The 21,477-nt window shown below is 63.9% G+C and carries 16 protein-coding genes and 1 pseudogene; 7 read left to right on the top strand and 10 right to left on the bottom strand.

The window, feature by feature from the left end:
• Nucleotides 1-118 precede the first annotated feature (118 nt).
• From ACOHX0_RS12625 to ACOHX0_RS12615, 3 genes are all read left to right on the top strand, one after another.
• The gene (locus tag ACOHX0_RS12625) at nucleotides 119-412 is read left to right on the top strand and encodes a hypothetical protein (protein WP_420677183.1); all 294 of its coding nucleotides are present in this window, start codon (nucleotides 119-121) and stop codon (nucleotides 410-412) included.
• Nucleotides 384-1,085 carry a winged helix-turn-helix domain-containing protein gene (locus ACOHX0_RS12620; protein ID WP_420677182.1) on the top strand — a complete coding sequence of 234 codons (702 nt, stop codon included), beginning with the start codon at nucleotides 384-386 and terminating at the stop codon, nucleotides 1,083-1,085. Before ACOHX0_RS12625 ends, ACOHX0_RS12620 begins: the two co-directional genes overlap by 29 nt.
• 277 nt (nucleotides 1,086-1,362) lie before the next feature.
• Nucleotides 1,363-2,961: a DUF427 domain-containing protein gene (locus ACOHX0_RS12615; RefSeq protein WP_420677181.1), complete on the top strand. Its 1,599-nt coding sequence runs from the start codon at nucleotides 1,363-1,365 to the stop codon at nucleotides 2,959-2,961.
• 147 nt (nucleotides 2,962-3,108) lie between these two features.
• On the opposite strand, the gene ACOHX0_RS12610 is transcribed toward ACOHX0_RS12615, so the two are convergent.
• The 4 genes and pseudogenes from ACOHX0_RS12610 to ACOHX0_RS12595 all read right to left on the bottom strand — a co-directional run.
• Complete coding sequence (locus tag ACOHX0_RS12610) at nucleotides 3,109-4,143, bottom strand: ACP S-malonyltransferase (protein WP_420677180.1); 1,035 nt, start codon at nucleotides 4,141-4,143, stop codon at nucleotides 3,109-3,111.
• Complete coding sequence (locus tag ACOHX0_RS12605; protein ID WP_420677179.1) at nucleotides 4,140-6,329, bottom strand: dehydrogenase E1 component subunit alpha/beta; 2,190 nt, start codon at nucleotides 6,327-6,329, stop codon at nucleotides 4,140-4,142. The genes ACOHX0_RS12610 and ACOHX0_RS12605 overlap by 4 nt, the downstream gene beginning before the upstream one ends.
• Nucleotides 6,330-7,386: 1,057 nt before the next feature.
• Nucleotides 7,387-13,272 carry a DUF3320 domain-containing protein gene (locus tag ACOHX0_RS12600; RefSeq protein ID WP_420677178.1) on the bottom strand — a complete coding sequence of 1,962 codons (5,886 nt, stop codon included), beginning with the start codon at nucleotides 13,270-13,272 and terminating at the stop codon, nucleotides 7,387-7,389.
• A gap of 137 nt (nucleotides 13,273-13,409) precedes the next feature.
• A pseudogene (locus ACOHX0_RS12595) lies at nucleotides 13,410-13,857 on the bottom strand (IS66 family transposase); the annotation flags it as partial.
• Nucleotides 13,858-14,444: 587 nt separating this feature from the next.
• On the opposite strand from ACOHX0_RS12595, the gene ACOHX0_RS12590 reads away from it, so the two are divergent.
• From ACOHX0_RS12590 to ACOHX0_RS12580, 3 genes are all read left to right on the top strand, one after another.
• The gene (locus tag ACOHX0_RS12590; RefSeq protein WP_420677176.1) at nucleotides 14,445-14,816 is read left to right on the top strand and encodes a helix-turn-helix domain-containing protein; all 372 of its coding nucleotides are present in this window, start codon (nucleotides 14,445-14,447) and stop codon (nucleotides 14,814-14,816) included.
• A 138-nt stretch (nucleotides 14,817-14,954) separates the two neighbouring features.
• A complete protein-coding gene (locus ACOHX0_RS12585; protein ID WP_420677174.1) occupies nucleotides 14,955-15,464 on the top strand; it encodes a metallophosphoesterase family protein in 510 nt (169 codons plus the stop codon).
• A gap of 626 nt (nucleotides 15,465-16,090) precedes the next feature.
• Nucleotides 16,091-16,552 (top strand): hypothetical protein, encoded by a 462-nt coding sequence (locus ACOHX0_RS12580; protein ID WP_420677173.1) that lies wholly within the window; start codon nucleotides 16,091-16,093, stop codon nucleotides 16,550-16,552.
• A 129-nt stretch (nucleotides 16,553-16,681) separates the two neighbouring features.
• On the opposite strand, the gene ACOHX0_RS12575 is transcribed toward ACOHX0_RS12580, so the two are convergent.
• Genes ACOHX0_RS12575 through ACOHX0_RS12550 form a run of 6 tightly spaced genes read right to left on the bottom strand, consistent with a single transcriptional unit; the run spans nucleotide 16,682 to nucleotide 20,803 of the window.
• A complete protein-coding gene (locus tag ACOHX0_RS12575) occupies nucleotides 16,682-18,028 on the bottom strand; it encodes a dihydrolipoyl dehydrogenase family protein (RefSeq protein ID WP_420677172.1) in 1,347 nt (448 codons plus the stop codon).
• Between the two features lie 47 nt (nucleotides 18,029-18,075).
• Nucleotides 18,076-18,438: a hypothetical protein gene (locus ACOHX0_RS12570; protein WP_420677170.1), complete on the bottom strand. Its 363-nt coding sequence runs from the start codon at nucleotides 18,436-18,438 to the stop codon at nucleotides 18,076-18,078.
• A 4-nt stretch (nucleotides 18,439-18,442) separates the two neighbouring features.
• Entirely contained in the window at nucleotides 18,443-19,858 is a 1,416-nt protein-coding gene (gene merA / locus ACOHX0_RS12565) for a mercury(II) reductase (RefSeq protein ID WP_420677169.1), read from the bottom strand.
• Between the two features lie 12 nt (nucleotides 19,859-19,870).
• Nucleotides 19,871-20,101 (bottom strand): mercury resistance system transport protein MerF, encoded by a 231-nt coding sequence (gene merF / locus ACOHX0_RS12560; RefSeq protein ID WP_420677167.1) that lies wholly within the window; start codon nucleotides 20,099-20,101, stop codon nucleotides 19,871-19,873.
• A complete protein-coding gene (locus ACOHX0_RS12555; protein ID WP_420677165.1) occupies nucleotides 20,098-20,394 on the bottom strand; it encodes a heavy-metal-associated domain-containing protein in 297 nt (98 codons plus the stop codon). The genes merF and ACOHX0_RS12555 overlap by 4 nt, the downstream gene beginning before the upstream one ends.
• 13 nt (nucleotides 20,395-20,407) lie before the next feature.
• The gene (locus tag ACOHX0_RS12550) at nucleotides 20,408-20,803 is read right to left on the bottom strand and encodes a mercuric transporter MerT family protein (protein WP_420677164.1); all 396 of its coding nucleotides are present in this window, start codon (nucleotides 20,801-20,803) and stop codon (nucleotides 20,408-20,410) included.
• Nucleotides 20,804-20,877: 74 nt separating this feature from the next.
• Here ACOHX0_RS12550 and ACOHX0_RS12545 point away from each other — a divergent pair, with 74 nt between their 5' ends.
• A complete protein-coding gene (locus ACOHX0_RS12545) occupies nucleotides 20,878-21,333 on the top strand; it encodes a MerR family transcriptional regulator (RefSeq protein WP_420677161.1) in 456 nt (151 codons plus the stop codon).
• Nucleotides 21,334-21,477: the final 144 nt, after the last annotated feature.

The raw sequence follows: 21,477 nt of genomic DNA, 5'->3' as shown, positions 1-21,477 counted from the left end.
CCCCAGCCTGCGCCCCGCCCCGCGGGACAAGCAATATCGCCCCCCTGTTATCCGATATCACCCGTCCCAACCCCCTGCGGTTATTGAATTTCAACGCTGCGGGCCGCAGGATGAGCAGATGAAACATTTCCTTGTCCCGGCCGCCGTCATGGCCGCCCTCCTGACCTTCACCTCACCCGCGCAGGCGGCAGACTGCTATGCCGATTACAAGGCAAAGCAGGACAACCCGCTGCGCCTGCACTACGGCGTGATCGCGCTCTCCGGCCCTTGCAAGAAGCAGGCCGCCAAGGCGGAAATCCAGGCCCGCCTCACGCCCGGCGGCTGGACCCTGCTGAACGTCCTGTCGGTCTTCGGACCCGAGGGGCTCGAACAGAGGAAGGCCAATGCCGGACCCTACTATCTCCGTTTCTGAGGCGCGCGCAGCCGGCGGCCGGGTGATCGCGTTTGGCATCGCGGCCATCGTCGCGCTGCTGGCCATCGCCGGCACTCTGCTGATCCTCACGCTGCCCGACGGCAACGCCTTCAACGCAAGGGTGGAGCGGCTGTTTGTCGAGAACGACCTGACGGCGCAGGCCGAGATCAAGCTCCTGGAGATCCTGGCGCAGTCTGGCACCGCCTTTTCCGACACGCTGGCGAGTTACCGGGTGATCATCTTCGTGCTGCTGGTTTTTGCCACCGCGATGATGGTGGCGGCGCTGTCGGTGCTGGGTATGCTGGCGATGCTGAACCGGCGCATGGCGCAGATCGAGCGCGCGGGCATCCAGGTCACCGAGCTGCTGATCAGCCGCGAGGAAAACACGCTTTATCTCAACAACATGGGCTTCAAGCTCACGCCCTCCGCGATGGAAACACTTTCGGTTCTGGCCGAGGCGCGGCTGGACGGTGACGTCTTGTCGGGCGCCGAGATCGAGGCGGTGATTTCGGGCCGCACGGCCAGCGACTGCGAGGAGGCGGCGGGGGCCACCAGGATCAAGCGGCTGCGCGACACGCTTGGCAACCAGATGGTGAGCGAACTGCTGGTCAAGAACATTGCCAAGCGCGGCTATGTGCTGGCGATCAGCAAGGACGTGATCCGAATGGTCTGACAGGCGGTGCCGGGCGGGCGGTGCCGGGCGGGCGGCCGGCGCGAACCGGGCAGGCCCTGTGCAGGCCCTGCGCGAAACACCGGCTGCCTGGCTCCGTTTTGCTCACCATCCGGTGTGCCGGGGTGGACAAGCGCGCATGCCGGGACACATAGTTTGGGACCCGGCCGCACCTGCCGCGCCCGCTTCCGCCTGACCGGACGGGGCGCCCTGCGGGACAGAGCGCTGCTGTGCCGCCAGCGTGCCGGGCCCATCGCGGCACCGGACAAGGACCCCGAAGATGGACGCAAGAACGCAGCCGCCACCGGCCGGATACGGCATCCTCATCGAACCGCTGAAAGGCCGGGTTGCCCTGCGCCGGGGAGATGTGCTGCTCGCAGAAAGCACCCGCGCCAAGGTGATGTATGAAACCCGCCTGCCGCCCGCCGTCTATTTCCCGCTCGACGACGTGCAGGTGCCGCTCTCCGGGCTGACCGGGCTGCAGACCTTTTGCCCCTTCAAGGGCACCGCCGGCTACCGGGACATCCTGCTGCCCGGCGAGCGGCTGGAAAACGGCGTCTGGTCTTATGACGATGCGCTGCCGGAATCGGCGGGCATCTCGGGCCACATCAGCTTCATGCCCGGCACCTACACCGATTTCGACCCCGGCCCGAACCGGGTGGAAATGCCGGATTACGGCAACATTTCCGGCCCGGTGATCGACTGGCTCCTGCGCGAGGCGGTGCATCTGAACGCGCCCGAGGAATTCACCGCTGCACTCGGAGAGAAATTCGTGGAACAGGGCGTGTCCCTGTCGCGGCTCTCGGTCATGGTCTGGTCGCTGCACCCGCTGGTCGCGGGCAAGAACTTCATCTGGAGCCGCAAGACCGGTGAGGTCACCACCTATGCCCCCTCCTACGAGATCCACGACCACCCGGCCTTCCGCGCCAGCCCGCTGCGCCATGTCTCCAACGGCTTGGGCGGCGTGCGCCATCGGATCGGACTCGGCCAGCCCGATGACGCCTTCCCGATCCTCGCCGATCTGCGCCAGGAGGGCGCGACCGATTACGTGGCGATGCCGCTTCGCTTCTCCGACGGGCGCATCAACGTGCTGACGCTGACCAGCGACCGGCCGGAGGGGTTCTCGACCTCCGACCTCGGGCTGATCTTCGAATGCTCCGGCGTGATCGCGCGGTATTATGAGGTTTTCATGCAGCGCGAGAATGCCCAGTCGCTGCTGGAGACCTACGTGGGCAAACGCACCGGCGCGCGGGTGCTGGGCGGCGAGATCCGCCGCGGCGACGGCGACGAGATCGACGCCGCGATAATGTTCTGCGACCTGCGCGGCTCGACCCGGCTGGAGGAGGAGCTGGGGCGGCGGGACTATATCGCGCTCCTGAACCAGTTCTTCGAGACCGCTTCCACTCTGGTGCACGAACACGGCGGCGAGGTGCTGAAGTTCATCGGCGACGCTGTGCTGGCGGTGTTCCCGGCGGGCAGCGATCCGGACCAGGCCCGCGCCCAGGCGGTGGCCAGCGCCCGCGCCATCGTCAACCGGCTGGAGGAGCTGGCGCAGGAGGAAGAGGCGGAAGCAGGGGCGAAGGGAGGCGGGCACCGCTGCGAATGCGCCATCGGCATCGCCTACGGCCGGGTGACTTATGGCAACGTCGGCTCGCGCGAGCGGCTGGATTTCACGGTGATCGGCCAGGCCGCCAATGTCGCCGCACGGCTGGGTGACTACGGGAAATCGGCGGACCGGCCCATCGTCGTCAGCCAGGACGCGCTTGGCAGCCTGCCCGACGGCGAGCCGCTGGGCGAGGTGCGGCTGCACAACGTCTCGCAGCCGGTGGTCTGCTACGCCATCGCTGCCGCGCCGCAGCCGCTGGCCGCCGCGGAATAGGCGCGGCTCAGGCTTGCCGGAGTGCGCCCGCACGGCCCAGGGGGCCGTGCCACGCCCAAGGCTGATTTGCCCGCATCCTGGATGCGGGCAACAGGCGCGGGAGCCCGCCCCTCCACAGAGCCACCGGCAGTTTCACGGGAAACAGGTTCAGCCCGTGACGCGGGCGCGTTGTTCCGGATCGCCCATGGCGATCAGCAAGGGGTCTTCCGCCTGCCGTGCTTTGAAATCCGCCTTGCCCGCCAGCCCCTGCCAGCGCGCCTGAACCAGCGATTGCGCCACAGCACCGCCCAGCGTGGTGCTGGGGCCGGTCACGATGAACAGGTCCGGCGCGAACTCAAAAGCCGCGTTCTGCACCGCGCGGGTGAAATCGTAGGGCGCCACCACCTGGTGCCCCAGGGTGTAGTCCCAGAGCGCCTCACGGTCCGTGGCGCCCGGCCACCAAGTCTGCCCGCGCCCGTCGATCAGCGGCAGCTTTGGCTGGCGGAACATCTCAGGCCCCAGCCGCTTGCGGCCCGCCTCGGCCACCGGTGCTTGCAGTGCGGTGTGAAATGCGGCGTGGTTGCCAAGCCGCAACGGGAACCGCTGCTCCAGCACCGGCACCGCGGCCTCGAAGGCGGCGAGCCCGGCTTCGTTGCCGCCGAGCACCAGCAGGCCGCCCAGGCTGATCGACAGCGCAAGCTCATGTCCCTCGCGCGCGCCGATCTCCGCCGCCAGCGCCAGCAGCTCCGCCCTGCGCGCTGGATCGTCCTGCCAGTCCGGCCCCATGAAAGGATAGACCAGCTGGCCGCCGATAAGCCGCTCCTGCATCAGCGTGCCCATAGTGTTCACCACCTCGAGTCCATCCTTGGCGCTCAGCGCCCCCGCCGCCGCCAGCGCGATATACCAGCCCATCGAGTTTCCGGTGACTGCCACCACCTCGATATCTTTCGCCAGCGATTGAGCATCCGCCATCGCGCAGGCGTAAATAAGCGGCGAGGCGATATCCCCTCGGGAATATTTCGCAACCGAGAACCGCCCGGCCCCGTCCAGCGCCGTCACCTCTTCCTGCCCGGCGGCGCGGCGCTGCGCATCGAAGCCTTCCAGCAGCGCAGCCTTATCCGCATGGTTGCGGTACAGATACCCGAGCTCGGGCTTGTTGTAGGTGCCCCGGCCGGGGCAGATCAGAACGGCGGTGCGAGTCATGCCTTGCCTCCCGTCAGGGCCTGCGCGGCCTCCACGATGCTCTCTTTCGACGGCAGGGAGGCTGCATAGGCCGGGCCGGTTGCGATGAAGCAATCGCCAGCAGCGATACGGGCGGCGGGGATATCGCTGCGCTCGGCAAAGAGCGCCATCAGCGCCTCCGACTGGCTGCCGGTCACGCGGCATTCATCGACGATCAGCACATGCCCGCAGCCCTTCACCGCCTCCAGCAGCGCCTCTTGCGGCAGCGGCGCCAGCCAGCGCAGGTCGATCACCCGCGCCTGCACGCCTTGATCCGCCAGCTCCGCCTGCGCCTGAGTGGAGAGATACCGCCCGTTGCCATAGGTGACGATGGCCAGATCACTGCCCTCGCCGTGCACGCCGACCTCACCGAGGCCAATGCGCCGGTCCGGCGACGGATAGGGCTGCATCCAGCCGCCGTCCTTCTCACCGTTCAAATCGCGCATCGGGTAGAGCGCGATGGGCTCGACAAAGACCACGACCCGCTGCTCCTCCCGCGCCAGCCGCACGCATTCGCGCAGCATCATCGCGGCCTCCGCTCCGTCCGAAGGGCAGGCCACCACCAGCCCGGGAATGTCACGCAGCACCGCCAGCGAGTTGTCGTTGTGGAAATGCCCGCCAAAGCCCTTCTGGTAGCCAAGCCCGGCAATCCGCACCACCATCGGGTTGGTGAACTGCCCGTCCGAGAAAAACGGCAAAGTCGCCGCCTCGCCGCGCAGCTGGTCTTCGGCGTTGTGCAGATAGGCGAGGAACTGGATCTCCGGGATCGGCACAAAGCCGTTGTGCCCCATTCCGATCGCCAGCCCCAGGATCGACTGCTCGTCCAGCAGCGTGTCGATCACCCGGTCCGGCCCGAACCGCTGCTGAAGTTTCTGGGAAACGCCATAGACCCCGCCCTTGCGGCCCACGTCCTCGCCCATCAGCACGATCTCGCCATGTTCCAGCATCAGGTCGGTGAGCGCCCAGTTGATCAGCCGCGACATCGGCTGCGGCTCCGCCATCGCGCGCAGGTCGCTTCCGAACGCCGCTGCCCGCGCCGCCGCACCGGGGCCGTTGGTGGGGGCGCAGGCGCGTTTCGGGGGGACCAGACTGGCGGCGACGTCCTGAGCCGTCTTCAGATGCGGGCGCTTCACCGCCTCGGCTCGGATGCGCTCCACGCGGGCGCGGGTGTCCTCGTAGATCTTCAGCGCGGCCTCCGGCGCCATCACCCCGGCGTCGCGCAGCAGCCGCACAGAGTGCAGCAGCGGATCGTTGGCCTCATCCGCCTCCACCTCGGATTTGCTCATGTAGGTGGTAGGCACATCGGCGCCTGCGTGCCCGTAAAGCCGCACCGTGCGCAGGTGCAGGAAGGCGGGCTTGCGGCAGCGGCGCACATAGTCCGCGGCCTCTTGCGCCACCCGGAAGCTGTCGTAGATGTCGAGTCCGTCCGCCTTGAAGTACCTGATCCCCGGCCGCTGCGCCATCGAGGCCTCGATCCAGCCCTTCGGCGTCTTGACCGAGATGCCGATGCCATTGTCCTCGCAGACAAAAAGCAGGGGCAGCGGCGTCGACTGCACCGAGGTCCAGCCCGCCGTGTTGATCGCGCCCTGCGCGGTGGAATGGTTGGCGGAGGCATCCCCGAAGGAGCACATCACGATGGCATCGTCCGGCAGCAGCTGATGCTCCGGCTTGTTCCGCCGGGCCGCACCGATGGAATAGGCCGCCCCGACGGCCTTCGGCAGATGCGAGGCGATGGTGGAGGTCTGCGGCGGGATCATCAGCGCCTTCGAGCCCAGAACCTTGTGCCGCCCGCCGGAGGTCGGGTCCTCACTGGAACAGGCAAAGGACAACAGCATGTCCCAGGCGATACGCTGGCCCGGCACCTGATCGGCACGGGCGATCTGGAACGCGGCATCGCGGTAGTGCAGGAAGGCCATGTCGTCCGGCCGCAGCGCGCGGGCCACCGCTGCCATCCCCTCATGCCCGGAGGAGCCGATAGTATAGAACCCCTCGCCGGCCTTCTGCATCGCCCGGCTGGTCAGATCCAGCGCCCGGCTCAGCACCTGCGCGCGGTAGACCGCCGCCGCAACCGGCGCCTCCAGCGGCCCCGCGGGCGCGCGGCCGCCGGGGAGGGCCTGGCTTGTCACCCGGTCCAGGAAGTTCTGATGCACGATCTGGGCGCGGTCCATGGGGCCTCCTCGACGTTGTTTCCAAACGCCTTTATCCCCTATCCCGGCACTTTAAGCCAATGCGGAAGCGTTCTGCGTCCATTCCGGTTTGGAATGTTGAGCTCCAGCGCAGATGCAAAAGCGGTGCGCAAGCCCTCTTGCGCGCCGTCATCGGATCCACAGTGGCGGGACCGATGCAGTGGAGCGTGTATTTTCGTACCGCGAACGACAGGGAAAAGAGCTAGCAGCGTTCTGGGCACTATTTATTTCGCCGATTGAGTGCATGATGCTTCATCAAACCAGAACGAGCCGCTTCCCGGGCTCTGCCGCGGCGTTTCGTGGAATGCGATTCCTGCGGACCCAACCAAACTGCGACGCGATGGCCAGCAACGACGAATTTCATGCGGATGTCGACGTGGCACTCGTCGAGGAACTTCGCGATGAGCTACGCCGGATGCCGGCGCCCCACGGTCTGTGCATCAAGCATTCACCACCCTGAGTGGTCACCTGTCCACGTCCGCAAGACGTGGCCTATCGGGCCCGGTAGATCTTGCGCGGCTATGAGACAAGCGCCTCCGCCCCTATGCCCCCTGCGCGAACCTTGGCGGTAATGGTTTTTCTGGCATGTCTTACGCTAATAGTGCTGTTCGGTCTGACCGATCTTGGAGCAGATCGTGAGGATCTGGTGGATCGTAAGATCGGCGAGGCTATTGCTGAATACGAAAAACGTGATGAGCAGCGTGTCGCACTTTGGAAGAAAAGAAACTCAGGCCAGTAAGGTTTTTCCTCGAAGTCCCAGGCTCCGCCAAAGCAGCCGTCGGCTCAGTGTGCAGTGAATGTCTGTAATGGGCCGAAAGGGGCAACAACTAATACCGAATGGATTTCGGACGATCCTGAGCAAACGGCTACCCTACCACCATCGCCTTCCAGCTGAACGTTCAGCCGTTGAACCAACGGCCCTACACAAGACCAGGCAAAATGAGGACAAGCGGGTATCGCGCCTGACATCAGTGTAAAATTTACCGTAGCTCTCGAATACTCCCGCTCCGGCGAATTATGGATCGGAATGTCGATTTGCCTATGGAGCGTCAGCGCCCGGCATCGAGGCAGTTTCTCTTCGCCATTCGATACAGGTTTCAAGATAGCTTCGGCTGTCAGCCGTTAAGCGATTGATTCCTGCCAGGCGTGATAGCTCGCGAGCCGGATCGTCGCTCTCATCAAGCGCCTCGGCATTATCGTCGTATAGCCAGACGATTTCGGCGCGTGAGATGTCGCGGATGCTGCGCCTCAGTTCAGTCTGGAACGGCACACGGTTTGAGCAGCTGCCCTTGCTCCAGGCGAAATCGACGCCATCCTCATTGTGGATATCGATGCGCGCCAAAGCCGCGCGCACCTGATCAACGATACGTCGGCCAGTGCGTTGCCACCCGTGTTGTTGAGCGACACGCCGCGAAAGGAGCGTCACAGGAAGCGGCCCTTCGGTTCTGACGATGCCCTCTATCAAACGCTCAAGGCGCGGGATGTAGGCGGATTCGTAGAATTGCTCCGGGTCGGGGGTAAGGCCGTCCGATTGTGCGGCGGCGGCTGCGTCTAGTGCATTATGTTCCGGTGCTATCACACCTGCAACAAGAGGCTCCTCGCGGTATTCGGGCGCACGCAGGCCTGGGTCAGGCAGCGGCTCCATTTCCGCCGGAGCCGTTGCCTGACCGGCTGCAACACCCCGTTCGTCAGATTGGAAATCATTGGCTGGCAAAACCTCTTCTGACGATGAAATTCGAGCGGCGTCCTCTTCCGCACGCCTTTCCCTATCTGCCTCCAGATGCTCAGTCAGCGCCTCGTGGATGCGCTCCACGACGGCTTTCGGGTTCTTGAACCAATCGGTCGACCAGATGCGCAAGATCTTCCAGCCGAGGTTTTCCAGAACGGCTTGCCGGACCTTGTCCCGGTCTCGTGCCGTGGCAGAGCCGTGATAAGTCGCCCCGTCGCATTCGATCCCTGCAAGGTAGACGCCCGCATGATCCGGATGCACGACGCCCAAGTCGATGCGGAAGCCGGAGACGCCGATTTGCGGTCGCAGCTCCCACCCCTTCGCCTCGATGGCCGCCTTGATCGCCGCCTCAAAGGCATTCTCCACTGGGCCGAGTGAGCCGTCGTCTTGCGAGGGCAGTGCAACCGGCCCGCGCGCCGCGAAGTCGAGGAAGCCCTTGAGGTGTTTGACGCCAAGCGCCTTCGTGCGGGTCAAATCGATCTGATCCGCGCGGATCGAGGCGAAGATGTGCAACTCCTGCCGGGCGCGGGTGATCGCCACGTTCAGCCGCTTTTCGCCGCCATCGCCGTTGAGCGCACCAAATGCCATGGACAGCTTGCCCGCGTGATCCGGGCCGAAGGTGATCGAGAACAGCATGACATCGCGTTCATCCCCTTGGATGTTTTCCAGATTCTTAACGATGACGGGTTCTTCGCGATCATCTTCGAAGAACCATTCCAGATCGGGGTTCTTGCGGCGTTCTTCGTCAAGCAGGTCGAGGATCAGCCCTTGTTGCTCACCGTTAAAAGTGATGACGCCGAGCGTGAGGCGCGCTTCTTCGGGCAAGGCGAGCCATTCCGTCAGGCGTCGCACGACCACACGTGTGATAGCGCGGGCTTCGTCCTCGTTGGTGCGGCCCATACCACGGGCGTAGGTGCCATTGATCTGGTGCAACTGCACCGCCTGAGATTCCGTAGTTGGAGACGGGAAAGTCACCAGTCTTCCGCCATAGTAATGCCAGTTGGAGAATGCGATGAGGGATTCATCCCGGCTGCGGTAGTGCCAGTCGAGTTGCTGGGTCGGGATGCCAGCGGCGGCCACCTCGTCAAGGATCGAGGCAAGGTCTTTTTCGCTTTCCGGCAGGTCCTCGTCGGTGCCCTCGGTGCGGCCAAAGAAGTTGGTCGGGGGCAGCTGCTTGGGATCGCCGACGATGATGGCCTGCCGTCCCCGCGCAATGGCTCCGATCGCGTCCCAGGTCGTGATCTGAGAAGCTTCGTCGAAGATTACCACGTCAAAGGCGGCTTGCCCGGCTGGCAGGTATTGCGCGACAGACAGAGGCGACATCAACACGCACGGTGCGAGTTTGGTGAAGGTAGCCGGCATCTCTGAGATCAGCGTTCGGATCGGCATGCTGGGACGTTGCAGGCCGAGCTGGTAGCGCAGGGTTCCCAACTCGGATTTGCGGGCCACGCCATCGCGGGCTGGCAGTCCGTGCCGGATGCGGTGAAGGACTTGCTCTGCCGCCATCTCGGTAGCGCGATCATCGAGGGCGCGGAACTTGGTGATCGCGTCCTCGTGTGACCAATGGGAAAAGCCCCGCAGCACGGGTTCTGCGTCCATGGCTTGCGGCAGCCACCACTGAGCGTAGGCCGTGGTGAACGCTTCTTCCGCCGGGCCAGCCAGAGTTCGGGCTTCGACAGCTTCGACGAGGGAGGTCAAACCCGCCGCGCAGGCTTGATTGCGCACATTCATCCAGCGCGTCCAATCCTCCAACGCTTCGCGGTTTTCCAGCGTCTGATCAAGGAGCTGGGCGAGTTCATCGAGGGAATGCTGTGTCGGGTCGGTTCCTGCGGTGTCCCGGAACGCATCCGCCTGCGTTGCCCAGCTTTGATAAAGCACGCGGAAACGATCGAGTGCTGCTCGCAGGTCGCCAGCCTCGCGGCGGGCCAGTGCGGCTTTGGCCTCCGTCCATCGCGAGCGATCCGAAACCTGTTGTGCCAGCGGCTCGGTGACCGCTCGGAATTGCCGCGCTTCGGCAATGAACTGCGTCAATCGGGCAGCGTCCGTCGCAGCCTTGTCGAAAGCGGGACAACCGGACAATGCGATGGTGTCGATGTCGTCGTTGATCCGCTGCAAGGCATCGAGACCGGCAATGTCCGTTGCCGGATCGGCCTTGCCGTCCGTGGCATAGGTCTGGAGAAGCTTCCGCACGGCGGATTTGGCGAAGATCGAGAATGGCCAGGACTTTGTCTGGGCCCGCCGCCAGTCGGCGTCCATCTGGTCGAGCGGCATCGCACCCAGCCGATCCAGAGGATAGCTTGCTGACAGCGCCCCGGCAGCGTCCCGATACGCGTTTAGCAGTGGGCCAAGTCGTTCGCTCTCCTGCTCCGCTTTCGATAGGTCCGCATCCAGGCCCCAGCTGACATCGGACCCATTGGCCGGCCATCCGGCGAGCGCCACCAGTTTTTCGAGCCGGTCCCGGGTCAGCACATCATCGGTCAACCCGCACAGCGCAGACAGGGCGGCAGCGCCCTTAGCCAGGTCACGGGAGACTGTGCGCAGATTCTCGGCCCGCTTTAACAGCTCCGCCTGCCAGCTAAAGGACCACTCTTCAGCTCCGACAAGCGGCAGGCCGGGGCGGCCTTGGACAATCTGATGGCACCGCCCGACCGCCTCGGCCAAGTTGCTCAAATGCGCATAGCTCTCGGCATCGTGGGCATCCTTGTTGTCGAAGGACAGGCTAAAGGGCACCTCGGCGCGAGCAGCGCAGCCCACGGCGTCGTAGACGCTGAAGCCCTGCGTTCCCTTGCGGTGTAAGGCAGCCACGTATTCGTTCAGCTGAGTGCGCGTGACCGAGAGGTCATCGGTCACTCGTATCCATTCGGCCTCGGACATCTCGCCCTGCCGGTCCCAGCTGCGCCCGAGTTGGTCAAGCACGGACTTTCGGTCCGCCTTGTTGGAATGCAGTTCCAGCACTGCGTCGCCCAGCCCGTGCGCCGATAAACGGCGATGAACCACGTCCAGCGCGGCGGATTTCTCGGCAACGAAAAGCACTGTCTTGCCCACTGCAAGGCACTGCGAAATGATGTTGGCGATGGTCTGGCTCTTGCCCGTACCAGGAGGGCCGATCAGGACAAAGTCATGCCCCTCCTGTGCGGCAAGCACTGCCGACAACTGCGACGAATCCGCAGGCAATGGCGTGAAGAGATCACGTGGCGCCACCCGTCGATCCACATCCGCGGCAGAAGGAAGCGCGGCCGCGCCTTCGGCAAGGAACGGCTCTGTGGGATTGTCGACGAGGTGCTGTACCAGTGCATTGTTGCGCAGGCTGTCCGTCCGGTCGACTAAGTCTTTCCACATCAGGAACTTGGCAAAGGAGAAGGTGGACATGGCCAGTTCTTCGACCACCTCGAACCCGGCCACGTCGCGAACTTTGCGCCGCATGATTTCGAAGATCAGCGGCAGGTCGTAGCCGCTGTCATCACGCGGCAACTCACCCTCAAGTTCCGGGATACGCAGGTCGAAGTCGCGCTTGAGAAATTCGAGCAGGGTCGCGTTCAGGCGGACATCATCCTCGTGATGCTCGATAATGAAGTCGGATTGGGCCGAGCGGCGCGAAATCTTCACGGGGATCAGCAGCAAAGGTGCGCGGTAGCTGCGCGTATCAGTCTCGGTCTTCTTCCAGCGCAGGAAACCTGCCGCGAGGAACAGCGTATTGGTGCCGCCTTCCTGCATGTCGCTCTTGGCCTTACGAAACAGAGCGAGCAGGCGGTTGTTCGTATCCTTTCCCGTCAGCGGAACAGCCACTTGTCCCTTGGCGAAGGCATCGCGCGCGACCTCTTCGAGCAGCTTCGGCTCTTCCTTGTTGAGCAGGTCACGCTGTCCAACCGGGTCTTCGTCCTTGAGTGCAAAGGCTTTGAACTTCTTGCCGTCGGCCAGTTGGTCTTCAAGGCTCGACACGTCCGGGCAGATGAACGGAAGTGTCTGCTTGGTATCGCGGAAGTTGAGCAGGCGATTGCGCAGGGAGAGGTCGAGCAACTTGCGTTGCCAGCGGGAAATCCGATCCTGCGGCGTTTTGGGCTCTTCATCCACCAGATCGCCCGGCAGGAAATCGAAGGCCAGCGGTTTCGGCAGGGCTGGCGGCGCGGCGTCGATCTGCCCAGCATCCTGGCTTGTCTCAGTGTTATGAGAGGCGAGAGGCCGAATACGCGCCACGCGGGCCCGGCGAATATCAACAGCCAGCTGGAACGTGTGTTCATTGCGCTCCGCCGTCAGATCTCGACCCGCGCTGACCGCCTGTTCGAACCCGATTGCCGGCCTCTTTGTCAGAAGTGTGGTTTCCATAGCGACAAACTCGCGGGCGTCGATGGCCTTGCGCACGGTCATCACGTCAGGTTCCGTCACCTGACCGAAATCCCGCTCTCTGAGCCATACACCCGTCCAGGCGTGTCCCTCGGAAAACAATACCACCGGGTTCAGCCCCGCAGCTTCGAAACAGGCAGCCAGCAGCAAGGCGCTGTCCAGGCAGGTGGCCAGCCCTTCGGACTTGATCCGCGCAGGGCTGCGCACCTTCTGTCCGCGGGTCTCAAAAGAGGCTGGCGGATAAGCATAAGTCAGCCCGAGTGCAGTTGTCGCGGACCAGATCGCTCCTGCCAGCATCCACGCCCGTCCCGGGTCTTTAGACTGGTAGCCGTCGATCGCGCCACTTTGCCCGCCACGCTCCAGCAACCGGCCGGCTTCCTTCAGGATCGCGGCCACCACGGCATCGTTGGGCGAGACATATGCTGCCAGCAGATGCGCCATGTCTCCGATGCCGCCCCACTCATCGCGGGCCAGCATTTCGATCCGGCGCTCTTCGCGAAACAATTCGGTGTCATTGGCGGACACCGTCAAGGTCAATTGGCCAAATTCCGCCTCGTTCAGCCCGGAAAGAAGCGTGTCGTTCAAGGGCGTTTCGAGGTCTGACAGGTTCCGCTCTTCGCCCGGGCCGAGCCGATCCAGCGTCCAGGTTTTCGGTTTGATGACGGAGGGGCTGCTCTCAATGGAAATGGCGAGGCCTTCCAGGGGAGCGTCTGTCGGATTATGCAGTGTAATCTTGCGAAGGATCGAAACCCCGTTCTGGGCAGAGGAGAAGTTGACCTTGTCCGCCGTCGAAAAAGTTACTTCAAGATTCTGACTTTTCTTGATTGGGGCTTCCGGTTCAATGACTTCTGACATAATGCGACCTATTGATAAACCTGGGTCGATGCTGCACACGTGCACCAGTGTGTCAATCCGTAGTGCTCTGCCCCCGGAAAAATCCAGCTTTTGACGATCTAAGGTTGGGGCGCAGAGCACGGGTTCGAAAAGCATCAAAGCATCATGGCTCGAGCGAGGGCTTCCCCACCGCTGTCGAAAGCGGCGAAAAGCCAGTTTTTCCGCCCGATGCCAATCGGGCGGAAAGCCTGCTCGGCGGAGTTGTGTTCAATACCGATGCGCCCGTTTTCCGGGAAGAGCACGAAGGAGGGCCAGCGGGACAGCCCATAGCGGAAGGCCTTGGCGAGATCGCCCTTTCCTGGAATGCGCGCCAGCCGGGCCTCAGCCCACGTCTTGAAGGCCGCGGCCATGGGCCCGGAGTGCTGTTGGCGCGCAGCCTTGCGCAGTTCGGCGCGCTGGCCGGTAATCTTCCGTTCAATTTTGCAGAGCTTTCCGATCCCGTCGAGGGCTTGCCGCGCGATCTCTGACCCGGTTGCCTCCCCAGACATCATGAAGGCCACGCCTCAGATACGCCGAGCACGCCGCCTCCCGGAACTGGCTGCTGCCACCCAAAGCGATGGCTCGGCCTCATGCACCAACCGGCGTTCGATTGATGGGCAATGCGCCTCGGCGTTGACAAATGGCATTGGCGCCGAAGCTCTCGCCCTGTCGCTTGCAAGAGACATAGCTCAGCGAGTCCGGACTCGTTTCTGCTGCGCGCAGCCTACCTATCCCTTTGAAAATTTGGGAGTGGGACTACGCAGAGAACAGCCGCGGCGCGAAAAAATATGCGACCCCTGCACCCGATGTAGGGGTGCGGATATTTTTTCGTCTGGCACGCTGGGGATCAGGGACTTAGCTGCGTTCCGCGCGCGATTTTTTTCGCGGCCTGCGCGCATATTTTTTCGGGGCACGTCACGCCGTCCATAGAAGGCGTTTTCCGTTGGACGTCAAAGGCCGTCGACGAGGTCGAGTGCGGCGTCGAAGGCGTCCTCGGCAGTCCTAATTCGCGGTGCAGGATGGCGTGCACGCCCATCGCCTTTAGAGCCTTCGGCTTGGCCAGACTGGCCGGGCGCAAATCAAGAACATCACAAGCGACTGATAGATTCATAGCAAATGTGCTATACTACGGCTCCACGATGGAGATCCTGGTCATGGCCAAGAGTTACAAATCCCTCCGAGGCGCGCTCCATCACGCGCATCCGCAGCTCGCGGAGCACCAAGCCAAGAACGCCCGCAAGCGTGGGATCGCCGTAAAACTGCGCGCTCTGCGCGATGCACGAGGACTAACCCAGGAGGAAGTTGCGGCGGCAGCGGGTATGACCCAATCGGTGATTGCACGGCTGGAATCCCTGTCCGGGCCCGTGCCAAGCCTCGGGTCCATCGAGCGCTACGTGAATGCATGTGGTGGCCACTTCGCGCTGCTCATCTCGGACAAGCAGATCGATAGCGAAGATGCGTTCAGGGATGCTTTCGTGAAGGCCCGCGGCCGCATCAGTTCGGATATCGACCTCGATGTTGAATAGCGCGAGCCACCAAGCAACTCCCCGACGAGGGGGTGAGAGAGCAGGATGAGCGCTTACTCAGTCTCATGGAGCCGTCCGCATTCTACTGTCGCGCCGAGCCACTCTCCGAGACGCTAAACACATACAGGATTTCCTTCGATGACCACCGACGCTTCTCCTGTGCAGTCCCTTCGCCCGCCGACTCGCGAGGAGCTTGTCGGCGTCATCTCCGATACTCACGGCCTTCTCCGACCCGAAGCGCTGGAAGCTCTTCAAGGCGTCGGCCGCATCCTGCACGCAGGAGACATCGGCGATCCAGAACATCTCGACGCTCTCGCGCGCATAGCGCCTTTGACGGCAATACGCGGCAACATCGACCGCAGTCCCTGGGCTGAGGACCTGCCCCGAACGGCGAGCCTCACGATCCACGGGCTGCATATTTACATGATCCATAACCGCAAGGATCTAATGGCCGATCCGGAGGCCGCAGACTGGAATGTTGTGATCTCGGGCCATTCGCACAAGCCCAGCATTGAAGAGGCCGGCCCAATTCTCTGGTTGAATCCCGGGGCAGCCGGCCCGCGCCGCTTCCGGCTGCCGATCACGCTGGCGTTCCTTTGGGCGGAGGATGGCCGCCCCCGTGCCATGATCCACCAGTTGCCTGTTTAAACCGCCGCCGATTAAGCGTGAACATCTGGACCGCCAATTCGGACGCACGTGACATAGTTGCCCTTGCCGCGGGCAGCAGATCACCCGCTCGCGCGGGGCATTCCTTCCATAAGCCCGAGAAGCGGGGATGCTTTCGCAGGGGCAGGACCAGGCCCTAAATCTTGGGCCGTCCGAAGAACGTCCTGCGCGACTGCGAGTACTGGTATGTGCACGGCATTGCCTCGTTACATACCGGTATTGCCAAACCCATACTTGCCAGCCGAATGAGCCAGTCCGTGCAGCCGACATTGTCCTCTGGTGCCCAAGTTGCCGTTGAAAGGCTGCACGACGGGCTCGCGGGGGTAGCGACGCCCATCAAATCATCACGCTCTGCGGGCGCCCTCTAACTCCCCGGTCGAGCGAAATGTCCTCGTAGACAGCGGCGACGGTCAACTGAGTTCGCTGTCGGCCCATTCCGGAACTTCATGATACCCGTCGCCTTCATCCCGCAGTGCTAAACGGTGGCGCACAGGATCGCCCAGGGTGCGAGGGTCACCTTTCGAGCGAGAGCAGACCTTCGCTCCGATCTTGGTTTTTCGTTGCGACGGCAAAGACCAATCTCCTGAGCACCAAAAAGGAGACACAACATGAACGCCGTTCAGCAACTCGACCTGATCGACCAGACTTTAGCCGGTCCCTACGGAGCCCTGCCTCTCACAGACTACCTTCGCAGGAACGGCAGGCGCTGGACGGGAAGTGCTTTGCCGCCAGGCATAAAGAAAGGGCCCCAAAGACAGTGTTTTCGAAATGCTTGGCAACTGAGCCTTTCGCATGGGTTTCCTTACTGTGAGGGCTATGGATGGGACGTCGAACTGAGGGCGCTCCCGTTCTCTCACGCCTGGAACCTCTGCCCCTCATCCGGACGTGTCATCGACTCGACATGGGCCATCGGTAAAGGCGCGGTCTATCTTGGCATCGAACTATCACCGAAACAGCTAATGAAGATCATTGATTTGACCGAGTGTTTTGGGGTCCTGCAAGATGGTCGAGCGAAAAACCTTGAACTCGTCGAGCAAGTCCTCGCTTCGCAGCCGATACCAGCCGCGTAGGCTATTGCCGGTTGATCGTGACTTGCAAGAGATGGGTTCAGGTGCGACGGACCTTTGGCCGTCGGGCTTCTGTCTCTTCCGGCCGTTAGCCAACATTGGTGGATCGCGCAGCGAAGGGCCGCTGGTCTTTCAGAACATCGACCCGATGTCGGATGCGCCCGTCGGGTAAGCTGCGGGCATGGCCTTTAGCTGCGCTGCCGTCAGCCCCAGCTTAATCGCCAGCGAGAAGACACTGATGAGCTCGGCGTAGTCCGGGCCGAACATGTGCGCACCGAGGATCTGCCCTTCCTTACCGGTAATGATCTTCGCGCCCGCATGGCTTTCGCCCAGCCGCTTCTGCGAGAACCAGCCCGAGGTGTCGGGGAATCTCACATCGACATCGCCCCTTTCTCGCGCCTCCTCCTCGAGGAGGCCAACCCGTGCCAGCTCAGGGATGGTGAAGACGACGCTCGGCACGCCGGTGTAGTCGGGCTCGGTGCGCTTGTCCTTCAGCATGTTCGAAGCGACGATTTTGCCCTCGAAGACCGCCACCGGGGTCAGCGGCTTGCCGCGCGAGGCGGCCGCGTCGCCGGCCGCGAAGACGCGCGGGTTCGACGTCGATTGCAGCCAGGGTGTAACCTTCACGCCGCCGTGCTCGGTCTCGATGCCCGCGGCGGCGAGGTCGAGGTGGTCGATGGCGGGCACCCGGCCCGCGCCGTGAACGACCAGGTCGGCCTCGATGGCATGGTTCTCGTTCGCCCTTCGGTAGATCACGCGGTGCGCACCATCCTTATCCTCGACCTGCTCGATCGCGGCCTCGGCCACAATCTCGATCCCGGCGGCGCGGCTGCGCTCGATCAGCATGTCGACGAGATCGGGGTCGAACATTTTCAGTTGCCGCGCGCCACGGTCGAGGATCGTCACCTGGGCCCCGGCCCGCGCCGCGATATGGGCGAACTCGAAGGAGATGTAGCCGCCGCCAACGAAGACGATCCGGCGGGGCAGCTCGGCGAGGTTCAGGAAGTCGGTGCTGTCGATCAACTTCTCGGCGCCGGGGAACTCCAGCGGCCGCGGCTTCGCCCCCGTGGCGATCAACGCGTGGCGGAAGGCGATCTCGCCATGACCGTCGATCGCGAGCCGATCTTCGGCCGTGAAGCGCGCACGGCCGTGCAGCGTCCGCACCCCGGCCTCCTTCAGCCCGCTTTCCATGCTCTCCGGCACCGGCTCGGTGATGCTTTCCTTGTGCTTCATCAGCGCCGGCCAGTCGATCCGGGTCTCGCCCGTGACGCCCTTGCCTTCGAGCCGCTGGGCAGCGTCGACCGCCTCGGCACCGGCGCGCAGCATCTTTTTCGGGTCGCAGCCCCTGAGCGCGCAGGTGCCGCCATAAGGCAGCTCGTCGACGATGGCTGTGGACCAGCCGGCGCGTGCGCACTTCTTCGCGGCGTTAATCCCGGCCATGCCGGCACCGATTACGATCAGGTCGAGTGTCTCTGTCATGTCTGCTCCTCGCTTTTTGCCTGTCGGATGGTAGAGGCTCCCTGCTTTCAGCGGTATCTGCCCATGATGCGCTCGCTCAGCCCCCAGATCGCAGCAGTGCCCCCGCCGATCGCGAGGCCGAGCCAGAGCCATCCCTTGCCGCCCAGCGGCATCAGCCCGGTGCCGTGACCCAACACCGGAAGCGTCATCGCCAGCAAATAGGTCCCGGTGTAGCGGCAATGCACCCGACCGCACCGCCGGGCGTTGAGCAGGCAGGCCCCGCCCATCCATACCAGCGCCAGCAGCCAAATCCCGGCCTTGGGACCATCGGGCAGCGGGATCGCCAGGACCATGGCGCCGATAGGGAGCCACCAAGCAAGGATGGCGCTGAGGGACGAGCCGAGGAGGTCGCGCTTCGATCTCTCGCTCATGGGGTCACCCGGCGCAGCAGCTGAGCGCGGCCACGTCCTTCTCAAAGGTCTGGGCAGCGAGCTTCAGCCCCTCGACCGTGGTGAGATAGGGCATGATGGTGTCGCCCAGCTCTTCGTAGGTGAGCCCCGCCTTCAGCGCCATCGCCGCCGTCTGGATGCTGTCCGCGCCCTCGGGGGCGAGGATCTGCGCGCCCAGTAGCCGCTTGCTGCCCGCCTCTGCCACCAACTTGATCAGCCCGCGCGTGTCGCGGGCGGCGAGGGCGCGCGGCACGGCATCGAGCGGCAGGACCGAGGTCACGACCTCATGCCCGGCAGCCCGCGCCTGTGCTTCGCTCAGCCCCACGCCCGCCACCTGCGGGTCGGAGAACACCACCCAGGGCATCGTGGCGTTGTCGTAGCTGCGCGCCTCGCCCGCCCCCGCGTTCCGGGCGGCGATCTTGGCGCCGTAGGCCGCCATGTAGACGAACTGGTCGCGCCCGGTGACGTCGCCCGCGGCCCAGACATTCGGGTTGGCGGTGCGCATCAGCGCGTCGACGACGATCCCGCCATGTGCATCGGTTTCGATGCCCGCGGCGCCGAGGTTCAGACCGTCGCTGTTCGGAAGCCGCCCGGTGGCCAGCAGCAGCCGATCGGCGTCGAAGGTTTCTCCGTCCGCGACGGTCAGACGCATGGCATCGCCGTCGCGTGCCACGCTCTCGTAGCCCGTGACCCGCGCCAGTCGGATGCCTTCTTCGAAAAGGTATCCCTCCAGCGCCTCGGACACTTCCGGTTCGGCCTCGGGCAGCACGCCGCGGCGGCTGACCAGCGTTACTGCGACACCGGCACGGGCAAAAAGTTGCGCCAATTCCACGCCGATATACCCCGCGCCGAGGACCAGCATGGAGGCGGGCAGCGCGGTCATCTCCAGTGCCAAGGTGCTGTCGAGGGTGTCGACCGCCTCGATGCCCGGGATCGCCGGCACATGCGGTCGGGAGCCGGTCGCGATGACGATCTTCGCCGCCGGAAAAACAGAGCCTACCAGGGTCAGCCGACCCGCGTCGTCGAACCGGGCGCGGCCCTCAACGTAGTCGATGTTCTCGTGCCTGGGCAGCACGTCGGCGTATTTCGCCGCGCGCAGCTCCTCCACCAGCGCCTGCTTCTGCCCTACAGTCGCGGCCCACTCGTTGACACGGGCCTCGGCCTCAATGCCGTCGAACCGGTTCGAGGCGCGGGCATGGTGCACGCCTTCGACTGCGCGGATCAGCGCCTTGGAGGGCACGCAGCCCACGTTGACGCATGTCCCGCCGATGGTCCCGTCGCCGATCAGGGCGACCCGCGCTCCGGCTTCGGCGGCGGTGATGGCGGCCGAGAAGCCGGCAGAGCCGGCGCCGATGACGGCAAGGTCATAGGCGCCGCCCTTGGGGAAGCAGCAATCATTCATGTCAGTCTCACTTCAGTTGATGCGTTGGCGCCGCCAGAGCGCGTAGATGGTTATGCCGATGAACACCGCGAGCGTCGGCAGGAGCACGATATCAAGCCAGCCCAGCAAAGCCGACAGCCCGACTGCACCGAACAGGACAACCAGGACCGGGGTGAAGCAGCACAGCGCCACGAGGACGGTGCCGATCAGCCCGTATTTCAGGAGGCGGTCGTTCTTGCCCGAGGGTGTCTCGGGCTGGGTCACGATCCGTTCCCGGCGACGAGAGACGCACCGTAACCGAAGCCAGTCACAGCCGTGAGCAGAGCTTCGGGATCGGTGACGGCGTCGTCATATTGCACCAGGTAAGTGCCATCCTCGGCGTCGCCCTCGGTGAACTCGGCGATCTGGACGGTCGCCACTTTCTTCAACGCGGTGGCGACGATGTAGCTGCACGAGGGGCATGTCAGGCCGGTGACATGCAGACGGGTCTCGGCCTCGCCGGCCAATGACATCACAGGAGCGAGCATGAGCGTCGCGGCAAGAAGGGTTCGTTTCATCGGGGTCTCCGTATCAGAAGGTCAGAATGCGCGGGGCGACATAGGGAAAGACCAGGGCCAGCAGCACGACGGCCAGTGCGCTCCAGAGAAGCGCCCGCATCACGCCCCGATCCACCGGACGGACGCAGGCGCCGGTGCCGCAGGAATCAGCGGGCACCGGGCGATAGGCCTTCCAGAAGCCATAGCCCAGAGCCACTGCCGCGAGGGAGAAAGTCACCCATTTGTATGCGTAAAGCGCCGTGAGCTGGCCGATGATAACGCCGGTCACGCCGAGGCTGACAAGCACAAGTGGCAGGATACAACAGGAGGTCATCGCCAGTGCGCCGAGCACTCCTGCACCAGTGGCAGCCCATCCTGACCTGTCCGGGCGGTCTCTGGCCTGTCGCTCCATCTCAATCATCTCGCTCATCGCTTCACCGTGGTTGTCGCTTGATGACAGGCAAGATAGGGTCTGTAGCAGCTACAGGAACAAGGGGTTTTCTTATGTCCGATGATCACGCCATCGCGAGCAGCCTGAAGCGTTCGGATCTCGCGCGCCTGACGGGCTGCAATCTCGAGACGATCCGCTACTACGAGAACGTGGGCCTGCTGCCCGATCCGCCGCGCACGGCGTCGGGCCATCGCCGCTACGGCTCGGCGCATGTGGAACGGCTCAACTTCGTGATGCGTGCCCGGGATCTTGGCTTCACCATGGAAGAGATCCGCGGCCTGCTGTCCCTCGTCGATCGCGGCAGCCATACCTGCGCCGAGGTGGAACGGATGGGGCGCCACCATCTCGATGTCGTCCGCGCAAAAATCCGTGATCTTCAGGCGATCGAGTCCGTTCTCGCCGGAACTATCGCATGCTGCACCGGCACCGACACCCCTGACTGCCCATTGCTCAATGTTCTCAACGAGGGGCAGGCCTATACAGAACGGGTGGCAAGGACGTCCGAATAATTGCCGTTAAGGCGGGGCGCAGAGATTGACATGGTGTGTTTGCGGCGGCCGCTCTCCCAGGGCGAACGAGGTCCGATAAGATCGGCCTCAGCAAAACCAGCCGTGAAGGAGAACGACCATGTTGCATTATGTTGGTCTGGACGT

Source organism: Cribrihabitans pelagius (assembly GCF_048820915.1).
Taxonomy (GTDB): Bacteria; Pseudomonadota; Alphaproteobacteria; order Rhodobacterales; family Rhodobacteraceae; genus Cribrihabitans_A; species Cribrihabitans_A pelagius.
The sequence above is the reverse complement of the archived record's forward strand: the minus strand, read 5'-3'. Positions and strand labels throughout refer to the sequence as shown.

Coding starts and splice junctions, on each gene's coding strand:
- ACOHX0_RS12625 (WP_420677183.1), top strand. CDS start 119: ATGAAACATTTCCTTGTCCCGGCCGCCGTCATGGCCGCCCTCCTGACC.
- ACOHX0_RS12620 (WP_420677182.1), top strand. CDS start 384: ATGCCGGACCCTACTATCTCCGTTTCTGAGGCGCGCGCAGCCGGCGGC.
- ACOHX0_RS12615 (WP_420677181.1), top strand. CDS start 1,363: ATGGACGCAAGAACGCAGCCGCCACCGGCCGGATACGGCATCCTCATC.
- ACOHX0_RS12610 (WP_420677180.1), bottom strand. CDS start 4,143: ATGACTCGCACCGCCGTTCTGATCTGCCCCGGCCGGGGCACCTACAAC.
- ACOHX0_RS12605 (WP_420677179.1), bottom strand. CDS start 6,329: ATGGACCGCGCCCAGATCGTGCATCAGAACTTCCTGGACCGGGTGACA.
- ACOHX0_RS12600 (WP_420677178.1), bottom strand. CDS start 13,272: ATGTCAGAAGTCATTGAACCGGAAGCCCCAATCAAGAAAAGTCAGAAT.
- ACOHX0_RS12590 (WP_420677176.1), top strand. CDS start 14,445: ATGGCCAAGAGTTACAAATCCCTCCGAGGCGCGCTCCATCACGCGCAT.
- ACOHX0_RS12585 (WP_420677174.1), top strand. CDS start 14,955: ATGACCACCGACGCTTCTCCTGTGCAGTCCCTTCGCCCGCCGACTCGC.
- ACOHX0_RS12580 (WP_420677173.1), top strand. CDS start 16,091: ATGAACGCCGTTCAGCAACTCGACCTGATCGACCAGACTTTAGCCGGT.
- ACOHX0_RS12575 (WP_420677172.1), bottom strand. CDS start 18,028: ATGACAGAGACACTCGACCTGATCGTAATCGGTGCCGGCATGGCCGGG.
- ACOHX0_RS12570 (WP_420677170.1), bottom strand. CDS start 18,438: ATGAGCGAGAGATCGAAGCGCGACCTCCTCGGCTCGTCCCTCAGCGCC.
- merA (WP_420677169.1), bottom strand. CDS start 19,858: ATGAATGATTGCTGCTTCCCCAAGGGCGGCGCCTATGACCTTGCCGTC.
- ACOHX0_RS12555 (WP_420677165.1), bottom strand. CDS start 20,394: ATGAAACGAACCCTTCTTGCCGCGACGCTCATGCTCGCTCCTGTGATG.
- ACOHX0_RS12550 (WP_420677164.1), bottom strand. CDS start 20,803: ATGAGCGAGATGATTGAGATGGAGCGACAGGCCAGAGACCGCCCGGAC.
- ACOHX0_RS12545 (WP_420677161.1), top strand. CDS start 20,878: ATGTCCGATGATCACGCCATCGCGAGCAGCCTGAAGCGTTCGGATCTC.